Annotated in this window: 23 protein-coding genes; 12 read left to right on the top strand and 11 right to left on the bottom strand. The window is 68.0% G+C overall.

The genetic code is table 11. The features are described 5' to 3' along the window. Window positions 1–192: 192 nt before the first annotated feature. On the top strand, window positions 193–945 hold the full coding sequence (locus AUP43_RS18955) for an endonuclease III domain-containing protein (RefSeq protein ID WP_157089263.1): 753 nt from the start codon (window positions 193–195) through the stop codon (window positions 943–945). On the opposite strand, the gene AUP43_RS06310 is transcribed toward AUP43_RS18955, so the two are convergent. After that, window positions 829–2,280, bottom strand: a complete 1,452-nt coding sequence (locus tag AUP43_RS06310; RefSeq protein WP_067553908.1) for an amidase — start codon at window positions 2,278–2,280, stop codon at window positions 829–831. The two genes, AUP43_RS18955 and AUP43_RS06310, sit on opposite strands and share 117 nt — an antisense overlap. Window positions 2,281–2,455: 175 nt before the next feature. Between AUP43_RS06310 and rutC the strand changes: the two genes are divergently transcribed. From rutC to AUP43_RS06290, 4 genes are all read left to right on the top strand, one after another. Further along, entirely contained in the window at window positions 2,456–2,839 is a 384-nt protein-coding gene (gene rutC, locus AUP43_RS06305; RefSeq protein ID WP_067553905.1) for a pyrimidine utilization protein C, read from the top strand. A gap of 4 nt (window positions 2,840–2,843) precedes the next feature. Continuing rightward, the gene (locus AUP43_RS06300) at window positions 2,844–3,638 is read left to right on the top strand and encodes an alpha/beta fold hydrolase (RefSeq protein WP_067553902.1); all 795 of its coding nucleotides are present in this window, start codon (window positions 2,844–2,846) and stop codon (window positions 3,636–3,638) included. 76 nt (window positions 3,639–3,714) lie between these two features. Continuing rightward, window positions 3,715–5,304: a diguanylate cyclase gene (locus AUP43_RS06295; protein WP_067553899.1), complete on the top strand. Its 1,590-nt coding sequence runs from the start codon at window positions 3,715–3,717 to the stop codon at window positions 5,302–5,304. Window positions 5,305–5,433: 129 nt separating this feature from the next. Next, window positions 5,434–5,676: a hypothetical protein gene (locus AUP43_RS06290; RefSeq protein WP_157089262.1), complete on the top strand. Its 243-nt coding sequence runs from the start codon at window positions 5,434–5,436 to the stop codon at window positions 5,674–5,676. 10 nt (window positions 5,677–5,686) lie between these two features. On the opposite strand, the gene AUP43_RS06285 is transcribed toward AUP43_RS06290, so the two are convergent. From AUP43_RS06285 to pdxH, 7 genes are all read right to left on the bottom strand, one after another. After that, on the bottom strand, window positions 5,687–6,976 hold the full coding sequence (locus AUP43_RS06285; RefSeq protein ID WP_067553893.1) for an NCS2 family permease: 1,290 nt from the start codon (window positions 6,974–6,976) through the stop codon (window positions 5,687–5,689). Between the two features lie 307 nt (window positions 6,977–7,283). After that, window positions 7,284–8,867 carry a cisplatin damage response ATP-dependent DNA ligase gene (locus tag AUP43_RS06280; RefSeq protein ID WP_067553891.1) on the bottom strand — a complete coding sequence of 528 codons (1,584 nt, stop codon included), beginning with the start codon at window positions 8,865–8,867 and terminating at the stop codon, window positions 7,284–7,286. Next, entirely contained in the window at window positions 8,864–9,877 is a 1,014-nt protein-coding gene (locus tag AUP43_RS06275; RefSeq protein WP_067553888.1) for a ligase-associated DNA damage response exonuclease, read from the bottom strand. The genes AUP43_RS06280 and AUP43_RS06275 overlap by 4 nt, the downstream gene beginning before the upstream one ends. 143 nt (window positions 9,878–10,020) lie before the next feature. Continuing rightward, a complete protein-coding gene (locus tag AUP43_RS06270) occupies window positions 10,021–11,340 on the bottom strand; it encodes an ABC transporter permease subunit (RefSeq protein ID WP_084462606.1) in 1,320 nt (439 codons plus the stop codon). Then, window positions 11,337–12,851 carry a bifunctional aminoglycoside phosphotransferase/ATP-binding protein gene (locus AUP43_RS06265; protein WP_067553885.1) on the bottom strand — a complete coding sequence of 505 codons (1,515 nt, stop codon included), beginning with the start codon at window positions 12,849–12,851 and terminating at the stop codon, window positions 11,337–11,339. Before AUP43_RS06265 ends, AUP43_RS06270 begins: the two co-directional genes overlap by 4 nt. Continuing rightward, the gene (locus AUP43_RS06260) at window positions 12,848–13,753 is read right to left on the bottom strand and encodes a cation diffusion facilitator family transporter (protein WP_157089261.1); all 906 of its coding nucleotides are present in this window, start codon (window positions 13,751–13,753) and stop codon (window positions 12,848–12,850) included. The genes AUP43_RS06265 and AUP43_RS06260 overlap by 4 nt, the downstream gene beginning before the upstream one ends. Window positions 13,754–13,785: 32 nt before the next feature. Further along, window positions 13,786–14,376, bottom strand: a complete 591-nt coding sequence (pdxH, locus tag AUP43_RS06255; RefSeq protein WP_067553880.1) for a pyridoxamine 5'-phosphate oxidase — start codon at window positions 14,374–14,376, stop codon at window positions 13,786–13,788. A gap of 213 nt (window positions 14,377–14,589) precedes the next feature. On the opposite strand from pdxH, the gene AUP43_RS06250 reads away from it, so the two are divergent. The 5 genes from AUP43_RS06250 to AUP43_RS06230 all read left to right on the top strand — a co-directional run bounded on the left by AUP43_RS06250 (window position 14,590) and on the right by AUP43_RS06230 (window position 19,892). Next, a complete protein-coding gene (locus AUP43_RS06250; protein WP_067553877.1) occupies window positions 14,590–15,060 on the top strand; it encodes an RT0821/Lpp0805 family surface protein in 471 nt (156 codons plus the stop codon). Window positions 15,061–15,081: 21 nt separating this feature from the next. Further along, window positions 15,082–16,086 (top strand): DnaJ C-terminal domain-containing protein, encoded by a 1,005-nt coding sequence (locus AUP43_RS06245; protein ID WP_067553874.1) that lies wholly within the window; start codon window positions 15,082–15,084, stop codon window positions 16,084–16,086. A gap of 98 nt (window positions 16,087–16,184) precedes the next feature. Continuing rightward, window positions 16,185–16,997 (top strand): enoyl-ACP reductase FabI, encoded by an 813-nt coding sequence (gene fabI, locus AUP43_RS06240; RefSeq protein WP_067553920.1) that lies wholly within the window; start codon window positions 16,185–16,187, stop codon window positions 16,995–16,997. A gap of 2 nt (window positions 16,998–16,999) precedes the next feature. Further along, the gene (aroC, locus tag AUP43_RS06235; protein ID WP_067553871.1) at window positions 17,000–18,088 is read left to right on the top strand and encodes a chorismate synthase; all 1,089 of its coding nucleotides are present in this window, start codon (window positions 17,000–17,002) and stop codon (window positions 18,086–18,088) included. A gap of 4 nt (window positions 18,089–18,092) precedes the next feature. Continuing rightward, window positions 18,093–19,892: a S49 family peptidase gene (locus AUP43_RS06230; protein WP_067553868.1), complete on the top strand. Its 1,800-nt coding sequence runs from the start codon at window positions 18,093–18,095 to the stop codon at window positions 19,890–19,892. Window positions 19,893–19,901: 9 nt separating this feature from the next. Here AUP43_RS06230 and AUP43_RS06225 read toward each other — a convergent pair whose 3' ends face one another. The 3 genes from AUP43_RS06225 to AUP43_RS06215 are packed head-to-tail and all read right to left on the bottom strand — an operon-like array spanning window position 19,902 to window position 24,402. Next, complete coding sequence (locus tag AUP43_RS06225; RefSeq protein WP_067553866.1) at window positions 19,902–21,302, bottom strand: efflux transporter outer membrane subunit; 1,401 nt, start codon at window positions 21,300–21,302, stop codon at window positions 19,902–19,904. A 5-nt stretch (window positions 21,303–21,307) separates the two neighbouring features. Continuing rightward, entirely contained in the window at window positions 21,308–23,260 is a 1,953-nt protein-coding gene (locus tag AUP43_RS06220) for a MacB family efflux pump subunit (protein WP_067553864.1), read from the bottom strand. Continuing rightward, on the bottom strand, window positions 23,257–24,402 hold the full coding sequence (locus tag AUP43_RS06215; RefSeq protein ID WP_084462605.1) for an efflux RND transporter periplasmic adaptor subunit: 1,146 nt from the start codon (window positions 24,400–24,402) through the stop codon (window positions 23,257–23,259). The genes AUP43_RS06220 and AUP43_RS06215 overlap by 4 nt, the downstream gene beginning before the upstream one ends. A gap of 251 nt (window positions 24,403–24,653) precedes the next feature. On the opposite strand from AUP43_RS06215, the gene AUP43_RS06210 reads away from it, so the two are divergent. Together AUP43_RS06210 and AUP43_RS06205 are read left to right on the top strand one after the other, a co-directional pair. Then, complete coding sequence (locus tag AUP43_RS06210) at window positions 24,654–25,064, top strand: HIT domain-containing protein (RefSeq protein ID WP_067553863.1); 411 nt, start codon at window positions 24,654–24,656, stop codon at window positions 25,062–25,064. Window positions 25,065–25,123: 59 nt separating this feature from the next. Further along, window positions 25,124–25,879 carry an SDR family NAD(P)-dependent oxidoreductase gene (locus AUP43_RS06205; protein ID WP_067553861.1) on the top strand — a complete coding sequence of 252 codons (756 nt, stop codon included), beginning with the start codon at window positions 25,124–25,126 and terminating at the stop codon, window positions 25,877–25,879. Window positions 25,880–25,905: the final 26 nt, after the last annotated feature.

Genomic DNA, 25,905 nt, shown 5'->3' with positions numbered 1-25,905 from the left:
TCCCTCTCCCCTGCCGGGGCGAGGGAAAGGTACGGGCGCCAGCCCAAGTCTCCGCTTCCCTCTCCCCTGCCGGGGCGAGGGAAGCTGCGGGGCGAGAGACATAAATGCCACTTGCATTGTTCCGTTTTTGTTCTCAATATCGGAGGCATGCAACTTTCCCTTCCCCTTTCGTGCGAATCGTCGCTGGAGGTCGTGCATCGCCGGCTCGCGGGGCATTACGGGGTGCCGGAGGAGCGGTTGAGGCTGCCGCCGGTAGCACAGCTTGTGCTGTCCTTCATCGGCACGCGCAGCAAGGGCGAGCAGTCGATGGCTGTGTTCGAAAAGCTGTTCGCCGCCTATGGAAGCTGGGAGGCGGTGGCGGCGGCCAATCCGGCCGATCTGTTCGGCCTGCTGGAGCCGCTGAGCTTCGCCGAGGACAAGGCGTATCGCCTGCCGCTGGCGCTGCAGCAGATCGCGCGGCTGCGGGGCCGGCTCGATCTCGCCTTCCTGGCCGACTGGCCGGTGGAAGCGGCGATGGGCTGGCTGACGCGGCTGCCGGGCGTCGGGCCGAAAGTCGCGGCGGCGGTGCTGAATTTCAGCACGCTGGACCGCCGCGCCCTCGTGATCGACAGCCATCACCTGCGCGTGCTGCGCCGCCTGGGCCTGGTGCGGCGCACGACGACGCTGGAGGGCGCTTATCCCCGCCTGGAACGGCTGACGCCCGAGGATTGGGATTCCGCCGCGCTGGAACGCCACCACACGTTGATGAAGGGCCACGGCCAGCAGCTCTGCCGGCTGATCCGCCCGGATTGCCCCGCCTGCCCGCTGCGCGATATCTGCGCCTACGCCTCAGGCATAGGCGGGCGGCGGGACGAAGCGGTAATAGCCCTGCTCGATCATGCCGGCGAAGGCGATGCAGGTGCGGTCGCCATAATGCGGCCCGACGATCTGCACCCCGACCGGTAGCCCCTCCTTGGTCAGCCCGATGGGGGCGACGGTGGAGGGCAGGTGGAACACGCCGGAATAGCCGGCCCAGAACAGCTGGTCGGTGGTCGGCTGGTTCTTGCCGTTCACCTTGATCATGCGTTCGTAACGCTCGCCCTTCTGATTGTGCTTGAAGGCGGCGGTGGTGGCGGTCGGGCACAGCAGCAAATCGTAATCGTGGAAGAACTCGACCCATTTCAGCCGCATCTGGTAGCGCCGCTCGTTCACCGCCAGCCAATCCTTGTGCGGCATGGTCATGGCGCGCAGCATGCGGGCGCCATAGCCATCGTCCTTCGGGTCCAGCTTGGCCGCCAGGGCCTGGTTCTCGGCGAATTGCTCGGCCGTCTGCCGGCCGGAGGTGGCGCTGCGCAGCAGGTTGATATAGACGCGCATCGCCTCGTCCGTATCGATGTCCGGCCGCGCCGTCTCGTCCACCGTGGCCCCTTCCTGGCGCAGGAAGTCGGCCAGGGCGAGCAGCAGATCCTGCACCGATTTATCGACCTCGGCATTCGGGTCGGTCAGCATCAGGCCGACCTTGTAGTCCTTCAGCTTCTTCTTCGCCGGCTTCGGCAGCTTCAGGCGCAGGCCCATGGCGTCGATCTCGTCCGGCCCGGCCATCGCATCCAGCGCGATGGCGAGGTCGTCGGCGCTGCGCGCCATCGGCCCGATGACGGAAATATCGCTGGCCGAGACGCGCCCGGGCAGCGCCTGGCCGCGCGGCGGGCAGATGCCGTAGGTCGGCTTATGGCCGTAGACGCCGCAATAATGCGCCGGGTTGCGGATCGACGCGCCAATGTCGCTGCCCGCCTCGATGCCCGACAGGCCGGCCGCCAGCGCCGCCGCCGAGCCGCCGGAGGAGCCGCCCGGCCCGCGCGTCAAATCCCACGGATTGTTGGTGGTGCCATAGACCGCGTTGAAGCTCTGCCAGTCCGACAGCATCAGCGGCACGTTGGTCTTGCCGTACAGTGTGACGCCGGCGGCGTTCAGCCGGTCGACCGCCAGCGCATTCTTCCGCGGATAATTATCCTTCAGCTCCGGCAGGCCCCAGGTGGTCGGCATGCCGACAATGTCGAAGGATTCCTTGATCGTCATCGGCACGCCGTGCAGCGGGCCCCAGATATCGCCCTTGGCGCGCATCTTGTCGGCCGCCTTGGCGCGCTTGCGGGCGGCGTCGGCATCCTTGAACACCACCGCGTTCAGGCCGGGATTGTGCGTCTCGACGCGCGCCAGATAATGGTCCAGCAGTTCCAGGCAGCCGATCTTGCCCTTGGCGATGGCGGCGGCCTGCTTCTTCGCCGACCAGAATGCGATATCCATGATCTTCTCCCGTTCGCGGTGTGCGCAAGATGCTAGCGGCGCTTACAGGCCGCGCCAAGCGGCAAACGGCGCATGGCAGGCTCCGCCCCGCTTGACGCTCCGCCGCCCCGTCGCCACCATGCGCCACCCGTAGCCGCCGCGCTCGACGGCGGAGCAACCAATTTGGAGAACTGCAATGGCTCATACCCCCATCGTGCCCGTCGGCTCGGCCCCGCCGCTCGCCCCCTACTCGCCCGGCGTGAAGGTCGGCAACACGGTCTATGTCTCCGGCATGCTGGCGCTGGACAAGGACGGCAAGTCGGTCGGCGTCGGCGACATCACGGCCCAGACGCGCCATGTGCTGGAGGGGGTGAAGGCCGTGGTGGAGGCCGCCGGCGGCAGCCTGGCCGACGTGGCCTATAACGCCATCATCCTGAAGGATCTCGGCGACTATGCCGCGATGAACAAGGTCTATGCCGAGTATTTCCCGTCCAACCCGCCGGCGCGCTACTGCATCAAGGCCGATCTGGTGAAGCCGGAATTCCTGGTCGAGATCACCTCCATCGCGCATATCGGCTGAAGCGATGGCCCTGATCGAACGCGACGGCGCCCAAATCTACTGGGAGGCCGTCGGCGTCGGCCCCCCCTTGATGATGGTGGCCGGACTGGGGGGCGTGGCGACCTACTGGAACCCGCAGCTTCCCGCCTTCAGCCCGCAGTATCGCGTGGTGCTGCACGACCAGCGCGGCACCGGGCGTTCCAGCCATGTGCCGGTAAGCTCGGTCGAGCAGATGGCCGAGGACGCGCTGGCGGTGATGGATGCGGCCGGCATCGACAAGGCGTTCTATCTGGGCCATTCCACCGGCGGGGCGATCGGCACGGCGCTGGCGCTGAAACACCCGGACCGCATCGCCGGGCTCATCATCAACGCCAGCACCACGCATGGCGATGCCTATCGCCACAAGCTGCTGGGCTTGCGCAGGATATTGCTGGAGATGGACCGGCCCGACGCCTATGCCAGCTATACCAGCCTGCTGCTCTACCCGCCCTGGTACATCAACCAGAACGCCGAGCGGCTGGCGGCGGACGAGGCGGCGGCCGCCAAGACGCTGGGCGGGGCCGAGGTGCAGGGCAGCCGGCTCGACGCCATCCTCGCCTTCGACCCGCGCGCCGATTTGCGGAAACTGTCGGTGCCGACTCTCGTGCTGTGCGCGAAGGACGATATCCTGACGCCGCTCTATTTCTCGCAGGATTATGCCGATCGGATTCCCAATGCCCGGTTCACGGTGCTGGAAACCGGCGGCCACGCCGCCTCGCGCACCGTCACCGAGATTTATGACCGGCTGATCCTCGATTTCCTCTCCGGCCTGCGCGCTTAACCATCGCTCATAAGATTGTTTTAACGGTTGCAGCACTACATTTCCCTGCATCCGTTTGAACGAGTATTCTGATCGTATGACTGCCGATGCCCTGGAGAAGATCGCCGCGCTGAAGCGGCGCTACGAAGAGACCCTGAACGAGCGGCTGCAGGCGATCCGCGACGCCGCCCGGCGCGGCTTAGCCGAGCCGGACGCGCAGGGCGAATGCGCCCAGCTTCTGCATAAGCTGACCGGTTCCGCCGGCACCTTCGGCTTCGCTCCGCTCAGCAAGGCGGCCGGGGCGCTGGAGCGCGCCATTGCCGCCGGCCGGCCCTGGCCCGACATCGTCGCCGCCATCGACCGGCTGGCCCCGGAGATGACCCTGGAGACGCTGCCGGCGATAGAGAGCGCCGCCGACAAAGCGCCCCAGCCGCGCGGCAGCGGCGTCAGCCTGGCGCGTATCCTGCTGATTTCCGACGATTCCGACCTGTCCGACGGGCTCGCCGGACAGCTTCACGAGGTGGGTTACGATCTGCGGGTCATCCCCGGCATTGAGAACGGCACTGACGATTTCACGCCCGATGTGGTGCTGTTCGACGGCAACCCCACCAGCAACGCCATGATCGAGTTGCGCGACGCGCTGGCCCGGCGTTATCGGCCAACGCCGCCGGTCGCCCTGATCGCCGATCGGTCGGATACGCTGGCCAGGCTCAGCGCTGTCCAAGGCGGCGCGGTGGCCTATTTCACCAAGCCGGTGCGCCCGACCGAGGTGGTGGAGACGCTGTCGCGGCATTTCCCGCATATCGAGGAAGAACCGATCCGCGCCCTGCTGATCGAGGACGATATGGACCTGGTGGCGCTGTACCGGGCCGCCCTGTCGGCGCAAGGCTTGGTCGTCGAGCATGCGCTGGCCCCGGAAGCGGTGATCGCCGCGATGCATGAGCTGCACCCCGACATCGTGGTGATGGATCTGTTCCTGCCCACCTGCATGGGTACCGAGCTGGCGCAGGTGATCCGCCAGCACGCCATTTTCGCCAGCATCCCGATCCTGTTCCTCTCGACCGAAAGCAATATCGACCGGCAGATCGAGGCGCGGCGCTTCGGGGCCGACGATTTCCTGACCAAGCCGGTGACGCCGGCTCAACTCGCCTCCGCCATCATCAGCCGGGCGGAACGTTATCGCCAGCTACGCCGGCTGATGCAGCGCGACAGCCTTACCGGGTTGCTGAATCACGGCACGGTCTGGGCCCGCATCGACGCCGCCGCGACCGAGGCCGCCCGGCGCGACGCGCCGCTGTCTCTGGCCGTCATCGATATCGACCGCTTCAAGCTGGTCAACGACACGTTCGGCCATCAGTTCGGCGATGTGGTGCTGAAATCGCTGGCCCAGATGCTGCTGCGCCGGCTGCGCCGCTCCGACATTGTCGGCCGGGTCGGCGGCGAGGAATTCGTTGTCGTCATGCCGAATACCGGGGTCGAGGACGCCCAGCGCCGCGTCGACGGGCTGCGCCAGTCCTTCACCCAGATCCAGCACAGATTCGAGGATGACGACATCACCGCCAGTTTCAGCAGCGGCGTCGCGATCCTGCGCCCCGGCGAGGCCCCCGCCGACCTCTACAAACGCGCCGACGAGGCCCTCTACGCCGCCAAGCACGCCGGCCGCAACCAGGTCAAGCTCGCCGGCTGAGGGCGGCCCTCCCGCCCCGGCGGGGAGCCCCAGACGGGACAGGCCCGCATATCGGCCTTTCGCGAAAGCCGCTTAACGCCCGGCGGCGGCACCGCCTATAGTGTGGGCTCCGCTGCTTCGTGGATCGCCGTGCATCGCCTGAAACCCCGCATCCCGCGCCCCGACATCCCGGTCAAACCGGTCTTCGGCATTGGCCATAATGGCGGGCCGAACTTCGTCAGCTGGCAGCAATTCTGCTGGCAGAAGGCGCGCAAGAAAGCCTTCGAGGCCCCGCGCGAGGTCGTCCTGATGCGCCTGCGCCGCGCCCAGGCGCTGGGCATGAGCTACGATCAGTACGTCTCCATCCTGCTCGACAAGGGCAAGGTGCCGTGAGACGCCCGCCTCAGATCGCCGCGAACTTCAGCACGAACAAGGCCGCCAGGATATAGACCATCATGCCGACTTCCCGCGCGCGCCCGGCCAGCAGCTTGATCAGCGCATAGGCGACGAAGCCGAAGGCGATGCCGTGGGCGATGGAGAAGGTCAGCGGCATGGCCAGCGCGGCCAGCACGCCCGGCACGTATTCGGTGGCGTCTTCCCAGTCAAGCTCGGCCAGGCCGCGCGCCATCATGCAGGCGACGAACAGCAGCGCCGGGGCGGTGGCGTAGGCCGGCACCGTGCCGGCCAGCGGCGACAGGAACAGGCAGGCCAGGAACAGGGCGGCGACCGTCAGCGCCGTCAGGCCGGTGCGCCCGCCCGCCTTGATGCCCGACGCGCTCTCGATATAGCTGGTGGTGGTGGAAGTGCCGAGGCCCGCCCCCACCACGGTGGCGATTGAATCGGCGAACAGCGCCGGTTTCAGGCGCGGCAGGCGGCCTTGCGCGTCCAGCAGCCCGGCGCGGTGCGCCACGCCGACCAGCGTGCCGGCGGTGTCGAACAGATCGACGAAGAAGAAGGCGAAGATGATGGCGATCATGCCGACATTCAGCGCGCCGGCAATGTCGAGCTGCAGCAGCGTCGGCGTCGGGTCGGGCGGCAGGCTGGCAACGCCCTTGAACTCGCTCACCCCCAGCAGCACGCCCAGAAGGGTGGTGCCCAGAATGGCGATGATGATGGCCCCCGGCACCTTGCGCGCATCCAGCGCCACCATGGCCACGAAGCCCAGCACCGCCAGCAGCACCGACGGGCTGGCGAGGCTGCCCAGCGTCACCAGCGTCGCCGGATGGGCGACCACGATGCCGGCGTTCTTCAGGGCGATGATGCCGAGAAACAGGCCGATGCCGGCCGAGATCGCCATTTTCAGGCTGCGCGGGATGGCGTTGATCACCCATTCCCGGACCGGCAGCGCCGACAGGATCAGGAACAGCACGCCGGACAGGAACACCGCCCCCAGCGCCACCTGCCACGTATAGCCCATGCCGCCGACCACGCCGTAGGTGAAATAGGCGTTCAGCCCCATGCCGGGCGCCAGCGCGATGGGATAATTGGCGAACAGCCCCATGATCGCCGTGCCGATGGCCGCCGCCAGGCAGGTGGCGACGAACACCGCCCCGAAATCCATCCCCGCATCCGACAGGATCGCCGGATTGACGAAGATGATGTACGCCATCGTCAGGAAGGTCGTTAGCCCCGCCAGCACCTCCGTCCGCACGGTCGTGCCATGCTCGCGAAGCTTGAAGAACTGCTCCAGCATTACGTGTTTTCCCCTGAAACAAAGCCCGCGCGCCGCCCCCACGGACGGCTGTCCCACCCCCTTATACAAGGGAGCGCCGCACGGCTCCATCGGGCTTATGGCACAGCGTCTCCCAAGTGCTGGATCTACGGCCAGGCGCTAGGCATCAGCTATGAGCCATTCCCAATCCGTCACCCCCACACTTGTCGCGGGGGCCATGCTTCCGCTTGCTGGATCGTCGGTCGAGCAAGCTGGACCCTGGATTCCCGGCACAAGCCCGGGAATGACGGCGAGAGAATACGGCTGGCGCTTCCTCCATTTGGTTGTCTCAGACCGCCACCAACCCCGCCACAGCCTCGATCCGGTCCGCTTCCTCGATCGGCTTGTCCCAGCGGATGCGGTGGATGCGGGGAAAGCGCAGCGCATAGCCGCTCTTGTGGCGGGGGGACGGGTGGGCGCTGTCGAAGGCGACCTCGAAGACCAGGCCGGGCTCGACCTCGCGGACCGGGCCGAAACGGTTGGTGGTGTGGGCGCGCACCCATTTGTCGATGCGCAGCAGCTCCTCGTCGGTGAAGCCGGAATAGGCCTTGCCGACCGGCACCAGAATCGGGCCGCCCGCTGCCTCTTCGCGCCAGACGCCGAAGGTATAGTCGGAATAGAAGGAGGAGCGCTTGCCATGGCCGCGCTGGGCGTACATCAGCACCACGTCGAGCGTCAGCGGGTCGCGTTTCCATTTGAACCAGGGGCCTTTTGGCCGGCCCGCCAGATAGGGGCTGTCGGCGCGCTTCAACATCAGCCCCTCGATCGACTGGTCGCGCGCGCCGGCGCGCAGATGGCGCAGCGACTCTATATCGCTCACCGGGATCAGCGGCGACAGGTCGGTGCGCTTCGGGGCCACCCGCCCGTGCCATTGCTCCAGCCGCAGCCGCCTTGCATCGAAGGAGAGCGGGCGCAGATCCTCTTCTTCCTCGAACAGCAGATCGTAGAGCCGCACATGGGCGGGATAGTCGCGCAGCATCTTGGCGGTGACGCTCTTGCGGTTCAGCCGCTGCTGCAGATCGTTGAACGGGGCCACCGCGCCGTCGCGCAGCACCAGCAGTTCGCCATCCACCACGGCGTCGAACTCCATCGCCTCCAGCAGATCGGGGAACGCGCCGGAGATATCGTCGCCAGTGCGGGAATAGATGCGCCGCTCGCCGCCTTTCGCGGCCATCTGCACGCGGATGCCGTCCCATTTCCATTCGGCGCGGTAGAGCGCGATGTCGAGGCTGTCGGCGTCGCGCTCCTCCAGCGGGTTGGCCAGCATCAGCGGCCGGAAGCCCGCCCCCGCCGCCACGTTGGGCCGCTCCGCCCGGCCCTCGACCCAGGCGAAGAGCGGTTCGTAGGGCAGCGTCAGGCCGTGCCAGACCTCCTCCACCTCGGCCACGTCCTGCCCGCCGATAGCCGCCACTGCGGTCTTCGCCAGCCGGGCCGAGACGCCGACGCGCAGCCCCCCGGTGATCAGCTTCAGCAGCGCCCAGCGGCCGGTGGCGTCCAGCGCATCGAGCCAGCCGGCCAGCAGCGCCGGCACCTCCGCGCGGCCGGCGCCGTTCAACGCCTCCACCACCTCGGCCAGATGCGGCCAGTCGCGGTTGGTCGGCCGCTCCGGCCAGATCAGCGCCGCCGTCTCCGCTAGGTCGCCGACGAAATCGTAGGACCAGCCGAACAGCTCCGGGTCCACCCGCTCGGCCACAAGCTGGCGCACCAGCGCCGGCTTCGCGCCCCGGAAATTGAGGTCGCCGGTCAACGCCGCCAGCGCATAGCCCCGGTCGGGATCGGGCGTGGTGACGAAGTATTCCGTCATCAGCCGCAGCTTGCCGTTGCGCGACGGCATGAAGATCAGCGCGTCGAGCAAAGCGGCAAAGGGCTTCATTGGCCCTCCTCCTCGAACCCGACCAGCGCCAGGGCGCGGGCGCGGATGCCCTGCGCACGGGCATGATGCACCAGCGCTTCCTCCCGCCCATGCGTCACCCAGATTTCGGGCGCGCCGACATCGGCCAGGGTCTGGCACAGCTCGTCCCAATCGGCATGGTCGGAGATCACCAGCGGCAGCTCGACGCCGCGCTGCTTGGCGCGCTGGCGCACCCGCATCCAGCCCGACGCCACCGCCGTCACCGGCTCCGGCAGGCGGCGCGACCAGCGGTCGGCGATGGCCGAGGGCGGGGCCAGCACGAGGCGGCCGCGAAACTCCTCCTTCTCGCGCGCCAGCGCCGGCAGCAGCGGGCCGAGGGCGACGCCCTGCGCCTCGTACAGCGCGCACAGGCCTTGCAGGGCGCCATGGATGAAGATCGGCGCGTCGTAGCCGGCCTCGCGCAGCAGGCGGATCACCCGCTGCGCCTTGCCCAGCGCATAGACGCCGACGACATGCGCGCGCTCCGGGAACAGCGCCAGGGAATGCAGCAGCTTGCCGATCTCCTCGCTGTCCGGCGGATGGCGGAACACCGGCAGGGCGAAGGTCGCCTCGGTGACGAACACGTCGCACGGCACCGGCTCGAAGGGCGGGCAGGTCGGGTCGCGCCGGCGCTTATAATCGCCGGAGACGACGATGCGGCTGCCGCGATAGGTGAGGCTGACCTGCGCGCTGCCCAGCACATGGCCGGCGGGATGCAGCCGCAGCTCGACCTCGCCGATATTGACAGGCTCGCCATAGGAAAGCGCCTGGCGGGCCTGCCCCTCCTCCACGCCGTAGCGCGCCGCCATGATCGCCAGCGTGCCCGGCGTCGCCAGCACCGCCTTGTGGCCGGCGCGGGCATGGTCGGCATGGCCATGGGTGATGACGGCCTTGGGCACCGGCCGCGTGGGGTCGACATGGAAGCGGCCGGGGCGGACATATAGCCCTTCCGGCCGCACCTCGACCCAGCTTTCTGGTTTGGGAATACGCATGGGGGTTATATGGCGCGCCGGGAAGGCCGGGCCAAGTGATGGGGCCAAGTGATGGGGCCAAGTGATGGGGCCAAGTGATGGGGCCAAGTGATGGGGCCAAGTGATGGGGCCAAGTGATGGGGCCAAGTGGCTGGAAGCCTTGGCTAATCCCCACGCCCCCGATCCCGGCCCAGCAGACCGGACGGACGCAGCGCCAGGGTCAGCGCCAGCAGCGCGAAGATCGCCACCTCCTTGTAGGCGACCGTCAGATAGGCCGACCAGAAGGTCTCGAGGCCGGCAATGATCAATCCGCCCAGGATCGCCCCCGGCACCGAGCCGATGCCGCCGACGATGGCGGCGGTCAGCGCCTTGAAGCCGACCAGGAAGCCCATATAGGCGTTCACCCCGCCATAATACAGCGCCAGCACCAGCCCGCCGGCCGCCGCGAACGCCGCCCCGATGGCGAAGCTGAACGCCACCGTGCGGTCGACATTCACGCCCAGCAGCGCCGCCATGCGCGGATCGTCGGCGCAGGCGGCATAGTGACGGCCATAGCGGCTGCGGCGCATCAGCAGCGCCAGCCCGCCCAGCAGCACCGCCGCCATACCGACCACCATGATCTGCCGCAGCGTGGCATAGACCGGAAAACCGCCCGGATCGGCCAGCAGATAGCGCTCGCCGAAAAGCGGCTGCACCCAGCGGTCGCGCGTGCCTTGCAGCAGCCGCACCGCCTCCTGCAGGAAGATCGACAGCCCGATGGCGGCGATCAGCGGCGCGTGCGAGTCGCGCCGGCGCAGCGGGCGGAACACCAGCCGGTCGGTGACCCAGCCATAGGCCCCGGTCGCCAGCATCGCCGCCGCCAGCACGGCCAGCAGCCCCAGCGTCTGCTCCTGCGCGCCGGCCAATCCCAGCAGCACGGTGGCGATCACCGAGACATAGGCGCCCAGCATCGCCATCTCGCCGAAAGCGAAATTGATCTTGCCGATAATGCCATAGACCAGGGTAAACCCCGCCGCCAGCAGCGCGTAGACGCAGGCCAGCGTCGCCATGTTCACGAGCTGCTGGAGGAAATAGAAGCGATCGATAGTCGCGTCCGTTCGCTGTATCTGGGCCGCGCTCAACCGGCGCTCCGGCGGGTCGAGGCGCAAGGCCAGGAACAGAAGCTGGAACTGCACCGGCGACAGCACGCCCTGTCGGTCGCTCGCCACACCGGCCAGGTCGAAGCGCCCTTCCTCGAACCGCGCGCCGCGAAACTGGCAGCGTATCCAATGCCGGGCGGGATCGCCCGCCACGTAATAATCGCCGCGTATGCTGTTCGGCGGGGCGTCCGGTTCGCTCCAGTCAATCGGGCCGATATCGGGATAGGCCGGTTCCAGCGCGCTCAGCAGCCTTTCGCACTGGATGCTCTGGGTCACGTCGACGCCGCAACCCGACAGCAAAGCCGCCAGCACGCCGACCAGCAACAGGCGGGAAAGGCCCCTCAAGCGCCCAGCGCCTGCCGCGCCGCCCGCAGCGCCGAGTCCGGTCCGGCCGAGGAATCGAGGCGATGCCAGTCGCGCGGCGGCCTGATGCCGGAAAGCTGGGCGCGCACCACCGCCGCCGTGGCGTCTGAGGCATCGCCCCGGCGGGCATCGACGCGCTGCTCCAGCACCGCCGCCGGCGCTTCCAGCCAGACGCCGTCGAACGGCACGCCCAGCCGGCCGGCCACCGCGGCGATGCCGTCGCGCTGGCCGTCATTGCCATAGACCGCGTCGGCGATGACCGCGTGCCCCTGCCGCAACACCTGCTCCGCCCGCCGCTCGATCTCGGCGAAGACGCGCACGGACACCTGCCACTCATAGGCCGCCGCCGGCAGGCGTTCCGTCTCGGCCACGCCATAAAGCCGCTTGCGGATCACGTCGCTGCGCAGCACCACGGCGCCGGGCGGCGCGCCGATGCAAGGCGCCAGCGCCCGGGCCAGGGTCGATTTACCGCTGCCGGAAATGCCCCCGACCGCGATCAGCCGCGCCGGCGCCGGCGACAGGTAGCTCAGCGCCCGGTCGAGATAGCCGCGCGCCTCCCCGGCGGCGGCCGCGCCATCTTCCTGACCTTCCGCCAGCCGGCCGGTCACATGGGCGCGGATGATCGCGCGGCAGGCCATCATGAAGGGCAATGCCGCCAGCCCGTCATAGCCGATATGCGACAGATAGCGGTTCAACAGCCGGTTGGCGTGGCCGGCAAGGCCGCGATGGTCGAGGTCCATCAGCAGGAAGGCGAGATCGTAGAGGATGTCGATGACCGCGAAATCCTCGTTGAACTCAATGGCGTCGAACAGCGTCGGCGCGCCGTCGATCAGGCAGATATTGCGCAGATGCAGATCGCCGTGACAGCGCCGCACCCACCCGGCGGCGCGGCGCTGGTCGAGCCTGTCGCCCAGCCGCTCAAGCGCCGCCCGGCAGCCCTGGTTCGCCCGCGCCACCGGCCTGGCCTCGAACACGTCGCCGATGGCGCGCTCCAGCTCCGCCGCATTGCCCTCGACATAGCGGCCGAAGGCGGCCTTGCCGCCACGCTCGACGGATCGCTCCGCCGCCTCGTGCAGCGCCACCACCGCATCGGCCAGCCCGTCCATCAGCTCTGGCGACAGCGCGCCCCTGGCGGCCAGCCTGTCGAACAGCGCTTCCTGCGGAAACCGGCGCATGACGACCACCCACTCGACGGCCGCCGCCGCCGCGCCGCCCAGATGGAGCGCGCCGTCGTCGGTGACCGGCTGCACCGCCAGATACAAATCCGGCGCGGTGCGGCGGTTGATCTCCAGCTCCGCCATGCAGGCCGCGCGGCGCTTCTCCAGCGTCGAGAAATCCATGTAGGGAAAATCGACCCGCTTCTTGATCTTGTAGGCCCGCTCGCCGGCCAAAAAGACGTAGGCGCTGTGGGTTTCCAGGCGCTCCACCGGCCCGGCGACGCCATAGGTCTCCGGCTGGGCCAGGAAGGCGAGGATATCGTCCAGACTGCTCATCGCGGCTTGTCGGGAATGCCGAACGGGTCCTGATGCACGATCACCTCGGCGGCGGGAAAAGCCGCCTCCACGGCCGCCTCCACCGAATCGGCGATATCGTGCGCGGCTTTCAGGCTCATCGCCCCGTCCAGTTCCAGATGCATCTGCACGAAGCGGCGCTGCCCGGCCGAGCGGGTGCGCAGATCATGCACCCCCAGCACCGCCGGTTCGCGCCGGACGATGTCCAGGATCGCCTGCCGCTCGTCGGCCGGAAGCTCGCGGTCCATCAGCATGTCCAGCGCCTCGCGCAGAATGCCCCAGGCGGTGAAGATCAGATAGCCGGCGATGCCCAGCGCGAAGACCGGGTCCGCCAGGGTGACGCCGAACCAGCCGCTCAACACCAGCGACACGATGATCGAGACATTGATCAGCAGGTCGCCCTTGTAATGCAGGCTGTCGGCGGTGATGGCGAGCGAGCTGGTGCGCCGCACGACATGCGCCTGATAGGCCACCAGCCCCACGGTCACGGCGATGGAGAACATCATGACGGCGATGCCGACGCCCTCCTGCGACGTCGGTTGCGGCTGCCATAGCCGGCGCGCCGCCTCGATCAGCAGGAAGATCGCGGACCCGGTGATGAAGGCGGATTGCGCCAGCGCCGCCAGCGGCTCCGCCTTGCCATGGCCGAAGCGGTGCTCGCGGTCCGGCGGCACCAGCGCCTGGCGGATCGCCAGCAAATTCACCAGCGAGGCGAAGGCGTCCAGCGCCGAATCGATCAGGCTGGACAGCAGCGCCACCGAATCGGTCATCAGCCAGGCGGCGAACTTGACGACAATAAGAATCAGGGCGGCGATCACGGCAAAGCGCGTCGCCCGCCGCATCAGCCGGCCGGCTTCCTGCCCCGTCAGTTTCCGCGTCTCCATCGCCTCCCCCGGTGGGTTCTCCCCATAGGCGATTAAGGGAACAGCTTCTCGGTGCGCCAGTTCCCGCCGGCCCGCTGGAACACCAGCCGGTCATGCAGGCGGAACGGCTTATCCTCCCAGAATTCGAAGTAATCGGGAACGATGCGGAATCCCGACCAGTAGGGCGGCCGGGGAATCTCGCCGACCGGATGCTTGGCGGCGTATTTCGCCACCGCCTTCTCCAGCGCAAAACGGCTTTCCAGCGGCCGGGATTGCTGCGAGGCCCAGGCGCCGATCTGACTCTGGCGCGGCCGGCTGTGATAATATTCGTCCGCCTCCGCCTCGCTCACCGGGCTGGCCGGCCCTTCGATGCGGACCTGCCGGCGCAGCGACTTCCAGTGAAACAGCAAGGCTGCCTGCGGGTTGGCCAGCAGCTCGCGGCCCTTGCGGCTCTCGAAATTGGTGAAGAAAACGAAGCCGCGCTCGTCATGGCCCTTCAGTAGCACCATGCGCAGCGACGGGCGGCCGGACGCATCGACCGAGGCGACGGTCATCGCGTTCGGATCGTTGATCTCCTTCTGCTTGGCTTCCTCGAACCAGGATTGAAAGCGCTCGAAGGGGTCGCTGAACGGAGCCTCGGTCATCTGATATCGCCTCAATTTCGCCGCGGGAGATCGCTAAGCTAATGATGTGCGTTCCCTGGGTCCAGCCATCGACGGCAATTGCCTGATGTGCAAAAAGAGCTTTCGGCATGGGCGATTACCGCAGTATCTTGTGTCGATATGCCGGTTCGGGACCGCACGTTCCACAAAATCTGGACTTGGCCGCATATCGAAGGCCTAACGAGGTTCGAGAGCATGCTTAGGAAGACAATTATCGCCATGGCCGCCCTGTTCGCCCTGGCGGCGTGCGAGAACAGCAATTACGGCACCAAGCAGACCGTCGGCAGCGTGCTGGGCGGCGTTGGCGGCGCGGTCGCCGGCGCGCAGTTCGGCGGCGGCACCGGCCGGCTGGCGACAACCGCCGCGGGCGCGCTGATCGGCGCGTTCCTGGGTGGCGAGGTCGGCCGCGGCCTGGACGATGTCGATAAGCAGAAGGCCACCTCGGCGATGCATCAGGCGCAGGCCGCCCCGGTCGGCCAGACCATCGCCTGGAACAATCCCGGCACCGGCAATTCCGGCACCGTGATCCCGGTGCGCGACGGCACCGCCAATGACGGCGCCTATTGCCGCGAATTCCAGCAGACCGTGAATATCGGCGGCCAGACGGAGCGGGCCTATGGCACCGCCTGCCGGCAGCCGGACGGCAGCTGGAAGATGGTACAGTAGGAAACGGGGGCGCCACGCAGCATGCGCGATCCTTATGACGTGCTGGGCGTGGCGCCGACCGCGTCGCAGGCCGAGATCAAAGCGGCCTTCCGCAAGCTGGCGAAGAAATACCATCCCGACGTGAACGCGGATAACCCGGACGTCGAGCGCCAGTTCAAGGAAATCAACACCGCCTATAATCTATTGTCCGACGCCGACCGCCGCGCGAAATACGACCGGGGCGATCTCGACGCCGAGGGCAATGAGCGGCGTTTCTCGCGCGGCGGCTATCGCGGCGCGCGCGCCGGCACCCGCAGCAGCGGCGGCTCCAGCCAGCGTGGACCGTTCGGCGGCGGCGGCCGGGCCGAGGATATCTTCGCCGAATTCTTCCGCGCCGCCGGCATCCATCCCGAACAGGACGCCCGCACCGGCGGCACCGCCGGGGGAGCCGCCGGGGGAGCCACTGGGGCGAATGCCGGCGCCGGCACCCAGACGCGCGACAGCCAGCGCGGCGCCGACCTGACCTACAAGCTCGACATCGAGTTCGTGGAAGCCGCCGCCGGGGCTAAGAAGCGCGTCACCTTCCCCGACGGCAAGACGCTGGACGTCGCCGTGCCGGCCGGCACGCAGAGCGGCCAGACGCTGCGTCTGAAGGGCCAGGGCCGCCCCGGCGCGCATGGCAGCCCGCCCGGCGACGCCTATGTCGAGGTGACGGTAAAGCCGCACCCCTATTTCGAGCGCGTGGACATGAACATCCATCTCGACCTGCCGGTAACCCTGCAGGAGGCGGTGATGGGCGCGTCGATCCCGGTGCCCACGATTCATGGCCGGGTGCAGTTGAAAATTCCCCCCGGCGCCAGCGGCGGCACCAAGATGCGCCTGAAGGGCAAGGGCATCCACGATTCCAAATCCGCCACCCATGGCGATCAATACGTCACCCTGCGCATCATGCTGCCCGACCCGCCCGACCGCGAGCTGACCGACTTCCTCGCCCGCTGGCAGCCGAAGAACAGCTACAATCCCCGCAAGGCGGCCGGCATGGAGTAAGCGGATTGCAGCCACGCGGTTGCCATCGCTTTACCCCGCTTTACGGTTTCGTGTAGGATGCGCAGCCTTTTTCGCCCGTAATACGTGAGTTGGAACTGATGACGAACGCCACGCCATTGATGGCCGGCAAGCGCGGCCTGGTAATGGGTGTCGCGAATGATCGCTCGATCGCCTGGGGCATCGCGCGCACGTTGGCGGCGCATGGCGCCGAGATGGCGTTCACCTATCAGGGCGACGCGCTGAAGAAGCGGGTCGAGCCGCTGGCCGCCTCCATCGGCTCCAGCCTGCTGCTGCCTTGCGACGTGACCGACGAGGCCAGCATCGACGCGACCTTCGAGGCGCTGAAATCGGCCTGGGGCACGCTGGACTTCATCGTCCATGCCGTCGCCTATTCCGACAAGGACCAGCTGAAGGGCAAGTATCTCGACACGACGCGCGACAACTTCCTGAATACGCTGGATATTTCCTGCTATTCCTTCACCGCCGTGGCGCAGCGCGCGGTACCGATGATGAATGATGGCGGCAGCCTGCTGACGCTGACTTATTACGGCGCGGAACGCGTCATGCCGCATTACAACGTGATGGGCGTGGCCAAGGCGGCGCTGGAAGCCAGCATCCGCTACCTCGCCGTCGATCTGGGCGACCGGGGCATCCGGGTGAACGGCATCTCGGCCGGCCCGATCAAGACGCTGGCCGCCTCCGGCATCGGCGATTTCCGCTATATCCTGAAGTGGAACCAGTACAATTCCCCGCTGAAGCGCAATGTGACGCTGGAGGATGTCGGCGGTTCCGCGCTCTATCTGATCAGCGATCTCTCGACCGGCGTAACCGGCGAAGTGCACCATGTCGATTGCGGCTATCACGTCGTCGGCATGAAGGCTGTCGACGCGCCCGATATCTCCGTCGTCTGACGATGGCCGGCAACAGCTTCGGCACGGCGTTCCGCTTCACCACCTGGGGCGAGAGCCACGGCCCGTCCATCGGCTGCGTGGTCGATGGCGTGCCGCCGCTGATCCCGCTGTCCGAGGACGATCTGCAACTCTGGCTCGATCGTCGCCGGCCGGGCCAGTCGCGCTACACCACCCAGCGCCAGGAGCCGGACCAGGTGAAGATCGTCTCCGGCGTGTTCGACGGGCAGACGACCGGCACCCCCATCGGGCTGATCGTCGAGAATGTCGACCAGCGCTCGAAGGATTATTCCGAGATCGCCGACCAGTACCGCCCCGGTCATGCGGATTTCACCTATCAGGCGAAATACGGCATCCGGGATTATCGCGGCGGCGGGCGATCCTCGGCGCGCGAAACGGCGATGCGGGTGGCGGCCGGCGGCGTGGCGCGCAAGATGCTGCGCCATGTGCTGGGCGACGCCATCTCGATCCGCGGCGCGCTCGTGCAGATGGGCCCGCACCGGATCGAGCGCGAAAGCTGGGACTGGGCCGAGACCGAGAACAACCCCTTCTGGTGCCCCGATGCCAAGGCGGCCGGCGACTGGGCCGCCTATCTCGACGGCATCCGCAAATCCGGCTCCTCCTGCGGCGCGGTGATCGAGGTGGTCGCCAGCGGCTTCCCCGCCGGGCTGGGCGAGCCGATCTACGACAAGCTGGATAGCGACCTGGCGCGCGCCATGATGTCGATCAACGCCGTGAAGGGCGTGGAGATCGGCGCCGGCTTCGAGGCGGCGGCGCTGACCGGCGAGGAGAATGCCGACGAGATGCGCAGCGCCGGCAACAAGGTCGAGTTCCTGTCGAACAAGGCCGGGGGCATCCTGGGCGGCATTTCCACTGGGCAGGATATCGTCGTGCGCTTTGCGGTGAAGCCGACCAGCTCCATCCTCAGCCCGCGCCGCTCGGTCGACCGCTACAACCGCGAGATCGAGGTGCGCACCAAGGGCCGCCACGATCCCTGCGTCGGCATCCGCGCGGTGCCGGTGGGCGAAGCGATGATGGCCCTCGTCCTGGCCGACCATGTGCTGCGCCAGCGCGGCCTGACCGGAGCATTGTGATCCCATGTTGACCTGGCTGCGTCGCCTGATCGTCGGCCTGCTGGCCCTGTTCGGGGTGGCGGCGCTTATCCTGTTCGGCGGGATTTATTACGCCATCGACCGGCTGACCCCGGAGCTGCCGGAACAATGGCGCGAGACCGATCTGCCGGAGCGCATGGTGCTGTCGATGACGCTGACCGGCCCGCTGGCCGAGACTGCCTCCGACGATCCGTTCAGCAGCATCGCTTCCGGCTTCAACGGCCAGCCGACCCTGGTGGAGACGCTGCAGGCCATCGACCGCGCCGCGCGCGACCACCGCGTCGGCGCGCTGTATGCCGACCTCAGCCACGCCGAGATGGGGCAGGCCGAAGCGCAGGAGCTGCGCGAGGCGGTGCAGCGCTTCCGTGCCGCCGGCAAGCCCGCCATCGCCTTTGCCGACACGTTCGGCGAGGCGGGCGCGGCCAGCGCCGCCTATTACCTCGCCACCGCCTTCGACGAAATCTGGCTGCAGCCTTCCGGCGATCTGGGGCTGACCGGCATTTCGCTGGAGTTCCTGTTCTTCCGCCAGGCCCTGAGCGAGATCGGCGTCGAACCGCAGATGTTTCAGCGGCACGAATATAAGGGCGTCATAGAAATGCTGGCGCGCGAGCAGATGAGCGCGCCGGTGCGCGAGAATTACCAGCAGCTCGTGCAGTCGCTGTTCGACCGCATGGTGGCGGATATCGCCGACGCTCGCGGCATCGACGCCGCGGCGCTGCGCGCGCTGATCGACCGCGCGCCGCTATCGGCGGAGGATGCGCTGGCGGGCAAGCTGGTCGACCGGCTGGCCTATATCGACACCGCCCGCGGCGCCGTGCTGGCCCGCGCCGGCGAACAGGCTGTGCCGGTTCCCCTCACCCGCTACGCCAGCGCCATGCCCGCCTATGACGGCGCGGCCACGGATGTGGCCCTGATCGTCGGCGCCGGCCCCATTGTGCGCCAGGCAGAGGCCAGCAATCTGATGCCGGAGGTCGCCTCCAGCGCCCGCATCGTGCGCGCCATTGAGGCCGCCATCGCCGATCCGGAGATCGAGGCGATCCTGTTGCGCGTGGACAGCCCCGGCGGCTCCTACATCGCCTCGGACAGCATCCTGCACGCGGTGGAGCGCGCCAAGGCCGCCGGCAAGCCGGTGGTGGCCTGGATGGGCGACGTGGCCGCGTCGGGCGGCTATTTCATCGCCATGGGCGCGGACCGCATCATCGCCCAGCCGACCAGCATCACCGGCTCCATCGGCGTCGCCGGCGGCAAGGTGGTGGTCGCCGGCTTGCTGGAGAAGCTGGGGATCGGCCATGACGCCATCTCGGTCGGCGCGAATGCCCGGCTCTACAGCCCGATCGAGCCGTTTGACTATGCAGGCGCGCAGCGCATGAACGCCCAGCTCGACCGCATCTATGCCGATTTCTCCGGCAAGGCGGCGGCGGCGCGCGGCCTGGACGACGCCGCGATCGACCGGGCGGCGCGCGGCCGCGTCTGGTCGGGCACGGATGCGCAGGCAATGGGGCTGATCGACGATCTGGGCGGCTATCACATGGCGCTGGAAGCCCTGCGCGAGGCGCTGAGCCTGGAGCCGCAGGCCGCGCTGCAGCTACTGCCCTTCCCGCCCCGCCGCAAGCCGCTGGATGCGCTGATGGAAACGATGCGTGGCGGCGGCGGCTTTTTCGGCGTCCTCACACAGGTCCAGACCCTGACCCGGCTGCTGGCCGGCCTGCAGCCCTGGCTGGCCGCCGGCAGCGCGCCCGCGCCGCTGCAAGCCCCGGTGCAGCCGGCAATCGGCCACACCCGCTAAGGGGCTGCGCTACACCGCCACCTCCGGCGGCGTGTAGCCAAGCGCGGCATAGAGGGCGGCGATGGCCTGCAGGCGCAGGCTGCGGGTATCGATCACCGAGGTCCGGGCGCGCAGCAGGGTTTGCTGCGCGGTCAGCAGCGTCAGCGAATCGGTGCGGCCGGCGCCATACTGCACTTCCGACAGGCGGAAGCTCTGCTCGGCGCTGTCCAGCGCCAGCCGCTCGGAGGCCTCGCGCCGTTCCAGCGCGCGGATGGCGACCAGCGCATCCTCGACATCGACCAGCGCGCCCAGCACCGCCTGACCGTAATTCTGCAAAAGCTGCTCGCGCTGGGCGACGGCAATATCGATATTGGCCTGGCGGCGACCGCCATCGAACACCGCCTGGGCCAGCGCCACCGGGATCGCCAGCGCCAGGCGCGTCGGGTCGAACGCGCCGGCGATGGTTTCGGCCACCATGCGGCCATCGACGCCGATGGTCAGGCTGGGCAGCAGTGCGGCCCGCGCCGCCTCGATATCGGCTTCCGCCGAGGCCAGGCGCAGCTCCGCCGACTGGATATCCGGCCGGCGCGCCAGCACGCTGGCCGGCATGCTCAGCACGGTCGGCGGCGTTGCCACGTCGAGCACGCCGATGCTGCCGCGATAGTGCGCGAAGTAAATCTCCGCCGGCGGCTTGCCGAGCAGCAGCGACAGGGAATTCTCCAGTTCCGCCAGCGACTGGCGCAGCGATTCCACCGAGGCGCGCTCATTGTAGAAATTCGTCTCGGTCAGCGAGAGATCGAGGCGGGACACCGCGCCGGCGTCGTAGCGCGAGCGCACCAGCCCGACCAGCCGCTCCGCCGTTTCCAGGCTGTCTGTGGCGATGGCCAGACGATCCAGCAGCGCGCGATGCTGCAAGTGAAGCTGTGCCACCGCCAGGCTGAGGTCGAGCGCGGTGGCCGCCCGGTCCTGCTCGGTCGCCGCCAGGTCGGCGGCGGCGGCGCGCTCGGCCGCCGCCAGCCCGCCCCACAGATCGACGGTGTAATTAATGCCGATGCCGGCATCGAAGCTGCGGCCGCTCGCCCGGTCGTCCAGATAGGTGCGATAGCTGCCGCCGCCGCTGGCGTTGACCTGCGGCATCAAATTGGAGGCCTGACTGCGCAGCACCGCCTGGGCCTGTTGAACCCGCGCCCCGGCGGCGCGCAGGTCGAAATTGCCTTCCAGCGCCTCGGCCACCACCACATCCATCTCGGGATCGTCGAAGGCGGTCCACCAGCCCTCGCTGACCGAGCCGGGCAGAGAATCGGCCAGCGGCGCATCGCCGCCAGCCCGCCAGCCCGACGGAGCGGTGATCGGCTTTACCGCCGTCGGCACCTCCGTCGCACAGGCCGACAAGGCAAGGGCGGCGACCACCGCCAGGGACAGTTTCTTCATATCCGTTACTCCCGCGTAAGGGCGGCGACAGGATCCAGCCGGGCGGCCTTGCGGGCCGGGGCCAGGCCGAAGACGAGGCCGGTCAGGAAGGCGCAGCCGAAGGCCAGCAGGATCGGCTCCAGGGTGACGACGGCGTTCCAGCCGCTGCCCAGCGCGGTCAGCGCGTAGCTGGCGCCGATGCCCAGCGCCACGCCCAGCATGCCGCCGATGAAGCAGACGATCACCGATTCGGTGAGGAATTGCAGCATCACGTCCAGCGGCCTTGCGCCGACCGCCATGCGCACGCCGATCTCGCCGATCCGCTCGGTCACCGAAACCAGCATGATGTTCATCACGCCGATGCCGCCAACCAGCAGCGAGATGATGCCGATGGCCCCCAGCAGGGTCTGGAACGTGTCCTGCGTGGCGTTCACCGTATCGATGATCTCGCCCATGTTGCGGATGTGGAAATCCTCCTTGCCGTGCCGGCGCAGCAGCAATTCATGCAGCCGCTGCTCCACCTCGGCGAGCTGATATCCGGGGGCAACCTTGACCGTTATGTCGCTGAAATGCTGGCGGCCGAACAGCCGCGTGCCGGCGGTCGAATAGGGCAGCCAGATCATTTCGTCGCGGTCGTACATGCCACCGCCGGTGGTGATGCCCTTGGCCTCCATCACGCCGATGATCTGGAAGGGCGCGCTGTCGACCAGCAGGTATTTGCCGACCGGGTTTTCCTGCGCGAACAGCGACTTGGCGATGCTGGCGCCGATCACCACCACCTGGGCGTAGCGCCGCTCGTGATCGCGGGTGAAGAACACGCCCCGCTCCGCGTTCCAGGCGCGCACGGCGGGATAGTCGCGGCCGGTTCCCAGAGCGGAAACCTGGCCGTCGCGGTTGCCGTAGCGGATCAGCACGGTCTGCGTCGTCTCCGGCACCACGGCCTCGACGCCGGGCAGCTTGGCGATGGCCTCGATATCGGGAGCGACGAAGCTGATCACCTCCCGGCCGGAGGCGCGCACGCCGAGCTGGCCGCGCTTCACCAGCAGCAGGTCGGTGCCCATCGCCTCGATGCGGGTCATGATGTTCTGCCGCGCCCCGGTGCCGATGGCCAGCATCGCCACCACCGAGGCGACGCCGATCACGATGCCCAGCATGGTCAGCAGCGTGCGCAGCCTGTTATGCGCCAGCGCCCGCATCGCCATGGCGAAGGATTCGCCGATCACCTTGGCCAGCGCCATGCCATCGGCAGGCGCCGGCGCGCCCGGCCCCTGCCCCGTCAGCGCCGGCCGCGTACGCTCGTCGCTGACGATCACGCCATCCTTGATCTGGATGACGCGCTCGGCCTGCTCGGCGATCTCCGGCGCGTGGGTGACGATGACGATGGTGCGGCCTTCGCGGTGCATCTCGTGCAGGATGCCCATCACCTCGCGGCCGCTCTCGCTGTCCAGCGCGCCGGTCGGCTCGTCGGCCAGCAGCAGCTTCGGCCGGCCGATCACCGCGCGGGCGATGGCGACGCGCTGCTGCTGCCCGCCCGACAGCTCCGACGGGCGATGCGTCAGCCGGTCCGACAGGCCCAGCCGGCCGAGCAGCTTTTCCGCCCGGCCGCGACGCTGCGCGCCGGACAGGCCGGCATAGACCGCCGGCAGTTCGGCATTGCCCAGCGCGGTGATGCCCGGCACCAGATGATAGCGCTGGAAGATGAAGCCGAAGGTCTGCCGGCGCAGGCCCGCCAACGCATCGGTCGACAGATCGGCGACATCCTGTCCGGCGACCTCGTAGCGGCCCTCGGTCGGCCGGTCGAGACAGCCGATAATGTTCATCAGCGTCGATTTGCCGGAGCCGGACTGGCCGACGATGGCGACGAACTCGCCGCGGCCGATCTCCAGATCGACATCCTTCAGCACGGTGACCGCCGCCTCGCCCTCGCCATAGCGGCGATAGACGCCCGACAGCTTCAGCAACGGGGTGGACGCGTTCATCGCATCATCCCCATCATCCGGTTGCCGCCGCCGGCCGGCGCCCCGGAGGACACAACCGCGCCGCCGCCGACCACCACCCGCTCGCCCTCCTTGAGCCCGTCCAGCACCACGACATTGATCTCGTCGCGCTGGCCCAGCGTCACCGGGCGCATCTCCACCGTACCGTCGGGCAGCATGACGCGGATCCGCTCGCCTCCGCCATTGCGGCCGGCGCGCACGGCGCTCAGCGGCACGGTCAGCACATTCTCCGCCTTCTCCTGGATGAAGAAGACCTGCGCCGTCATCTGCGTCATCAGCTCGCCATTCGGATTAGGAACGTCGAACAGGGCGTTGTAGAAAATAACGTTATTCAGGATTTCCGGTTCTGGCAGAACCTGCCGCAACGCGCCTTCCCAGCGCTTGTCCGGCTGGCCCAGGACGGTGAAATAGGCGGCCTGTCCGACCTTCAGGCGCGACACATCGGCCTCCGACACCTGCGACACGACGGTCATGGTTTCCAGATTGGAGATCCGCAGGATCAAGGGCGCGGTGTTGTTGGCGTTCAGCGTCTGGCCCTCCTGCGCGGTGATCGACACCACCACGCCGTCGCGCGGCGCCAGGATGCGGGTATAATCCAGGTTGGCGCGGGCGGTCTGGAGAGACGCTTCAGCCTGGCGAATCTGCGCCTCCAGCGCCTTCAGCGTCGCTTCCGACACCTTGTAGCTGGAAACCGCGATATCGACCTCCTCGCGGGCGATGGCGTCCTGCGCCAGCAGCTTGCGGGCGCGGTCCTGCTGCTGTTTGGCGAGGGTCATCTCGGCCTGCTTGGCGGCGAATTGCGCGCCCAAATTATCCAGCGTCGCCTCCGCCTCCAGCAGCCGCGACTGGGCGACGCGACCATCGATCTCGGCCAGCAGGTCGCCTTCCTTCACCCAGTCGCCCTCGGCGACATGCAGCTTCTTCAACTGGCCGGAAACCTGCGCGCCGACATCGACGAAGGAGATCGGTTGCAAGGTGCCGGACGAGGTGATGGTGGAAAGGATGTCGCCGCGCGCGGCCGGGCGCGTCTCGTAAGCCGGCGTCTCGCGCGCGCCGGCCCCCAGAATGCCGTACCCGACGCCGCCAGCCAGGGCCGCCGTCACAAGGACCGCCGCTATCGTCATCTTCCAGGGAGAACGCCGTTTTGCCGCCATCTGCCTACCTCACGACCCATCGGGAACCCGTTCACCGGGCTTGTCGTGGGTTGAACGCAAGGGCGCGGCCGTTCCGTCGCGAAGAGGATAATTTTCCGCCCTCCATCGGTTATCGCGGCCCTGTCCCAGATGGACTCAGCCGGCGTTTCGGGCCTAAGGGTAAAGACGGCGGTGCCCACCCCCGCCCGTCACCTCTGTTTGCCGGAAGAACGAGTAACCGCATGACCGACTTCACCCTGCATCCGCAGCTTGCATCCGACACGCGGGAGGTTGGCCGGCTCGGCCTGTGCCGCGTGCTGCTGATGAATGATTCCGCCTATCCCTGGCTGATCCTGACGCCGCAGCGCGCCGACATCCGGGAAATCCATCAGCTCGACGCCGCCGACCGGGCGCTGCTGATGGAGGAGATCGTACACGTCACCACGGCGCTGGAGACGCTGTACAAGCCGGTGAAGCTGAACGTCGCGGCGCTGGGCAACATGGTGCCGCAGCTGCATGTGCATGTGATCGCCCGGTTCGAGGACGATCCCGCCTGGCCCGGCCCGGTCTGGGGCAAGGTTCCGGCGAAACCCTACGACGCCGAGGCGGCGATAGCCGCGCTGGAGGCGTTGCGCATTGCCCTGAAATTGTAATGTTGCGAATCGCTCGCAACATCTCCCCTTCCACTGCCCGATAGGCTAAGCTGCGCGCCATGAGCGACACACCCGACCTGACGAACGCCAAGACCTGCATCGTGACCGGTGCGAGTCGCGGCATCGGCCACTCCACCGCCCGCTATTTCCGCGATCGCGGCTGGAAGATCATCACCTGCAGCCGCGACGAGGCCCCGCCCGAATGCAAGCGCGACCCTTACTGGACCGCGCACATCCCGACCGACCTGTTCGACCCGGACAGCGTGAAGGCCTTCATCGACGAGGCCAACGCGCTGCTGGAGGATGGGCCGGTGCACGCGCTGATCAACAATGCCGGCTGGTCGCCCAAGACCGACTTCAAGGAAAGGCTGGGTTGCCTGAACGGCGATATCGACGCCTGGCAGCAGGTGTTCGAGTTGAATTGCTTCGCCCCGCTGCGCCTGGCGCGCGGCTTCGCGTCCGCCCTGCATAAGGGCAAGGGCTCGATCGTGAACATCACCTCGATCGCCGGCCATTCGATCCACCCCTTCGCCGGCTCGGCCTATTCCACCTCGAAGGCGGCGTTGTCGGCGCTGACCCGCGAGATGGCGGCGGATTTCGCCCAGCTCGGCGTGCGGGTGAACGCGGTGGCCCCCGGCGAGATCGAGACCGCCATGCTGTCGCCGGAATATGAGATGCTGGTGCCGCGCATCCCGATGCACCGCCTCGGCAAGCCGGAAGATGTCGCCTCGACCGTCTTCGCGCTGTGTTCCGACCAGTTCGGCTACGTCACCGGCACGGAAATCTTCGTCACCGGCGGCCAGCATCTATATTGACGGAGCAGCCCGCCCGATGCTTCGAC

The sequence above is a fragment of the Oceanibaculum pacificum genome (genome assembly GCF_001618175.1).
In the GTDB taxonomy this organism is placed as follows: domain Bacteria; phylum Pseudomonadota; class Alphaproteobacteria; order Oceanibaculales; family Oceanibaculaceae; genus Oceanibaculum; species Oceanibaculum pacificum.
This window is presented reverse-complemented; position numbering and strand designations above follow the sequence as displayed.

Excerpts from the sequence above, each read along its gene's own strand:
- AUP43_RS06310 (WP_067553908.1), bottom strand. The coding sequence starts at position 2,280 with ATGGATATCGCATTCTGGTCGGCGAAGAAGCAGGCCGCCGCCATCGCC.
- rutC (WP_067553905.1), top strand. The coding sequence starts at position 2,456 with ATGGCTCATACCCCCATCGTGCCCGTCGGCTCGGCCCCGCCGCTCGCC.
- AUP43_RS06300 (WP_067553902.1), top strand. The coding sequence starts at position 2,844 with ATGGCCCTGATCGAACGCGACGGCGCCCAAATCTACTGGGAGGCCGTC.
- AUP43_RS06295 (WP_067553899.1), top strand. The coding sequence starts at position 3,715 with ATGACTGCCGATGCCCTGGAGAAGATCGCCGCGCTGAAGCGGCGCTAC.
- AUP43_RS06285 (WP_067553893.1), bottom strand. The coding sequence starts at position 6,976 with ATGCTGGAGCAGTTCTTCAAGCTTCGCGAGCATGGCACGACCGTGCGG.
- AUP43_RS06280 (WP_067553891.1), bottom strand. The coding sequence starts at position 8,867 with ATGAAGCCCTTTGCCGCTTTGCTCGACGCGCTGATCTTCATGCCGTCG.
- AUP43_RS06275 (WP_067553888.1), bottom strand. The coding sequence starts at position 9,877 with ATGCGTATTCCCAAACCAGAAAGCTGGGTCGAGGTGCGGCCGGAAGGG.
- AUP43_RS06265 (WP_067553885.1), bottom strand. The coding sequence starts at position 12,851 with ATGAGCAGTCTGGACGATATCCTCGCCTTCCTGGCCCAGCCGGAGACC.
- AUP43_RS06260 (WP_157089261.1), bottom strand. The coding sequence starts at position 13,753 with ATGGAGACGCGGAAACTGACGGGGCAGGAAGCCGGCCGGCTGATGCGG.
- pdxH (WP_067553880.1), bottom strand. The coding sequence starts at position 14,376 with ATGACCGAGGCTCCGTTCAGCGACCCCTTCGAGCGCTTTCAATCCTGG.
- AUP43_RS06250 (WP_067553877.1), top strand. The coding sequence starts at position 14,590 with ATGCTTAGGAAGACAATTATCGCCATGGCCGCCCTGTTCGCCCTGGCG.
- AUP43_RS06245 (WP_067553874.1), top strand. The coding sequence starts at position 15,082 with ATGCGCGATCCTTATGACGTGCTGGGCGTGGCGCCGACCGCGTCGCAG.
- fabI (WP_067553920.1), top strand. The coding sequence starts at position 16,185 with ATGACGAACGCCACGCCATTGATGGCCGGCAAGCGCGGCCTGGTAATG.
- aroC (WP_067553871.1), top strand. The coding sequence starts at position 17,000 with ATGGCCGGCAACAGCTTCGGCACGGCGTTCCGCTTCACCACCTGGGGC.
- AUP43_RS06230 (WP_067553868.1), top strand. The coding sequence starts at position 18,093 with ATGTTGACCTGGCTGCGTCGCCTGATCGTCGGCCTGCTGGCCCTGTTC.
- AUP43_RS06225 (WP_067553866.1), bottom strand. The coding sequence starts at position 21,302 with ATGAAGAAACTGTCCCTGGCGGTGGTCGCCGCCCTTGCCTTGTCGGCC.
- AUP43_RS06220 (WP_067553864.1), bottom strand. The coding sequence starts at position 23,260 with ATGAACGCGTCCACCCCGTTGCTGAAGCTGTCGGGCGTCTATCGCCGC.
- AUP43_RS06215 (WP_084462605.1), bottom strand. The coding sequence starts at position 24,402 with ATGACGATAGCGGCGGTCCTTGTGACGGCGGCCCTGGCTGGCGGCGTC.
- AUP43_RS06210 (WP_067553863.1), top strand. The coding sequence starts at position 24,654 with ATGACCGACTTCACCCTGCATCCGCAGCTTGCATCCGACACGCGGGAG.
- AUP43_RS06205 (WP_067553861.1), top strand. The coding sequence starts at position 25,124 with ATGAGCGACACACCCGACCTGACGAACGCCAAGACCTGCATCGTGACC.